Origin of the sequence: Hydrocoleum sp. CS-953 (assembly GCF_002260545.1) — a bacterium.
Lineage (GTDB): Bacteria > Cyanobacteriota > Cyanobacteriia > Cyanobacteriales > Microcoleaceae > Trichodesmium.
The window spans coordinates 1-3,378 of record NZ_LGSU01000505.1 but is presented as its reverse complement, the minus strand read 5'-3'; the positions used below and the strand labels follow the sequence as shown (position 1 = coordinate 3,378).

Here is a 3,378-nt window from a genome sequence, read left to right as displayed (position 1 = left end):
TTCATTAACATATAATACTCGTAGTTATGGTAAATGGGTTGCTGCTATTGCTTATGCTGCTCTGGGTATTTTATTGACAGTTCAAACTGATTTAAAAGTAGGTGGAATATTAGAAAGAATTCCAGATGTTTCTCTGTCTGGAAATTTTTGTCAAGGTCCGAATTGTCAAACTCCTACAGAAGAAATTTTAGATAAAAATGCAACTTCCGAATTAACGACTTATCCTACTTTTAATAGCCCACAATTAGATGAACAATTAGTTCGTTATCAACAATATTTACAAGTAGAAAAAAAACCACCAGATATTTTAATTGTTGGTAGTTCTAGAGCATTAAGAGGAGTTAATCCGACAGTGCTTGAGGAAAGTTTAGCAAATTCAGGATATTCAAATTTAAGAATTTATAATTTTGGGGTAAATGGAGCAACTTCTCAAGTAGTAGATTTGATTGTACGTCAAGTTTTACCACCAGAACAATTGCCAAAATTAATTATTTTTGCTGATGGAGTTCGCGCTCTGAATAGTGGTAGAGTCGATAGAACTTTTGATATTATTGCTAGTTCTGAAGGTTATGAACAAGTGGATGCTGGCACATTTGCAATTGGGAATAATATATCACACGTTTCGGTTGATTTTGGCTTGAATAAATTTAAACAAATATTCAAAAATATTGAAGAAAAAACTGAGGAAATATCAGTTACTTATCAGCAGCGCGATCGCCTCAAAAGTTTAATTATGTCAATTATCAATAATCCGACAAATTGGGATTTTTTGCATCAGCAAGAAAACCAGGCATTAGCAGCAGAAGAACCTCAAGAGTTAGACCAGTTTCAACCCAATGGTTTTCTGCCAATTTCCATTAAGTTTGAACCAGAAAATTACTATCAAAATTATGCTAAAGTTGCTGGTGACTACGATGCTGATTATGCAGACTTTCAATTAACAGGAAAACAAACAAAAGCACTTAAAAATTTACTAGAGTATACTGAGTCAATAGGGATTAATTTTGTCTTTGTAAATATGCCTTTAACTACAGCATATTTAGACGAAGTACGAACTGCTTATGAACAAAAATTTCAGGAATATATGCAGCAGTTATCTTGGGAGTATTCTAATTTTGTTTTTCGAGATTTAGGTAGTGCATGGCCAGAAACTTATAGTAACTTTTCTGACCCTAGTCATCTGAATCTTTACGGAGCGATCACTGTTTCTCAAACATTAGCTGAAGATGATATTATTCCTTGGCAAAAACCTTAAATTTCAAGAATTAAGAATTTAGAATTAAGAATGCGCGAATTACCTCTTATTGAAAAGAAGAGGATTGACGAACAGGAAAATTTTTATTTATTATCTCCTTAAAAGGGGAGGCGTTAAACCACAATATTTCGGTAAAAATCATTCAGCCCTCACCTATTAACTTACAGCGCTACATGATTGATAAACCACATCGTCACAACTAAAACCTTGTAGGGAGGTTCCATGGAACCTCCCTACGGGAGTGTGGGAGGTGGGGGGAGAGGAAAAGTAGCGATAATCTATACTAACTAACTAATAATTGTTAAAAACAGACTTTAAATTTTGGTAAATACTGGACTGTTGAAGTATAGCTAAAGTATAGCATTAATGCATGGTAATTGGTATAATCTCCTGAAGCTTAGGTTCATGTTTACTTTATATGTTTAATGTCTATCTTTTCCTCTATGAGCTTAATACCTCACCGTCTACAGGGTGTATAGAATTGCTTGGGGTTTGTAGACGCTAAGTGGCTTGCCGAAGGCTATACCTATTAACTTTTCCCTTCTTCCTTCTTCCTTCTTCAGATAATTTATCTTAACTTATTTGAGACATACTATCTCTAGCAGGTTGAGTTATTTCTCACTTTAAATAATCACTTACTCAAAAGCATTGGAGAGTTTGAAATCTCATTTCACTTCAGAAGTTTGAGTCAGTTCAATAGTAAGGAAAGAAAAATTTTTTTGTTATGTCATAAGAAAATAAATAACTAAATATATTGAATATCTCAAGCACGTTATTTTTGATAGTTTTATTGATATTTAGGACTTACGCATAAATCATATATATAGCGTTCAAAACTATAACGTTATAGTTTTGAAACTCTATATACAGTAACTTTGCGTAAGTCCAGATATTAATAGCTAATTTATTAAGGTAATATCCACAAAGTCTGATATTGTCATGGCGAAGCGGTGATGAAACAAATTAATTTCTTGGAGAAGATATTTTCTCAGTCTCAGTTCATTAATTGATAATTGATAATTACCTCTGGTTAAAAGCGTACGGGAATTGAAGATAAGGAAATTCAAGAGCACTTTTTTTCCCTTAAAAGGGGAGGCTTTAAACCAGAATTATTTAATTATTAATTATTAATTATTAATAATTAATAATTCGGTAAAGACTTCCATCAAGGTAGTAATCTCGCATTTTTTATGATAAATGCTAATCATCGGGTAGAGTCAAATAATTCCTTTGGCAGGCTATATTTTGTTTATTTTACCAGAAGTTACTAACTTGATATCCTAGATTATTCAGCATAACTCTCAACAATGGTAGACTTAAACCAATCACATTAGTATGACAACCTTCTATCTTTTCAATAAATAAACCACCTTTGCCTTCTATAGCAAAACAACCAGCACATTTTAAAGGTTCTCCAGTCGCAACATAAGCTTCTATTTCTTGGTCATTAACAGGAGCAAAATGAACTTTCGTCATTCTACAAAGTACGATAGTTTTATTTTTAGCTAAATCAATTAAAGCATGACCTGTGTATAATTCACCAACTTGACCACGCATTTTTTGCCAACGAGCGATCGCTTCTTGAGCATTAGCAGGTTTACCATAAATTTCCTCTTCAATAACTAATACTGAATCACATCCTAAAATTAAATTTGATTGTGTTTTAGAGAAGTTTTCTTTGATTAGAGATTTAGCTATTGTTTCTGCTTTAGCTTGGGCTAATGTTTCTACTAATTTTCTAGGTTCTGTTAATTTAACTGTAGATTCATCAAAGTTACTAGGCATAACTCTGGGGTTAATACCAACAGTTTCTAACAAGCGAAGTCTGGCTGATGAAGATGAGGCTAATATGAAGGTTGGAATTTCCATATTTTTAAGCAAACAAGCATAAAATATTCAAGAAAAATTTGATAATTTGTCACGATTATATAGCAGTCCTATTTTACTTGTACTTGTGTATAAAAAGCTTACTGCTTTTAGGTATGGAGGGAATAGGGAACAGGGAACAGGCGGTAATGTCAAGTTTTTTATCTACTTTTTGATTACCCGCGACCTATTTAGGATTGCTATAGCTTATATTTATTATGAATTTATAATTTTGAATGCAGAATTCAGAATTAATT

At 32.5% G+C, this 3,378-nt stretch carries 2 protein-coding genes; one reads left to right on the top strand and one right to left on the bottom strand.

Annotated features, from left to right (window positions below):
* A partial coding sequence (locus AFK68_RS05230; protein WP_143437540.1) for a DUF1574 family protein occupies positions 1–1,255 on the top strand: 1,255 nt, incomplete at its 5' end.
* Between the two features lie 1,254 nt (positions 1,256–2,509).
* Here the strand turns inward: AFK68_RS05230 and AFK68_RS05225 are convergent.
* On the bottom strand, positions 2,510–3,124 hold the full coding sequence (locus AFK68_RS05225; protein ID WP_094671872.1) for a nucleoside triphosphate pyrophosphatase: 615 nt from the start codon (positions 3,122–3,124) through the stop codon (positions 2,510–2,512).
* Positions 3,125–3,378: the final 254 nt, after the last annotated feature.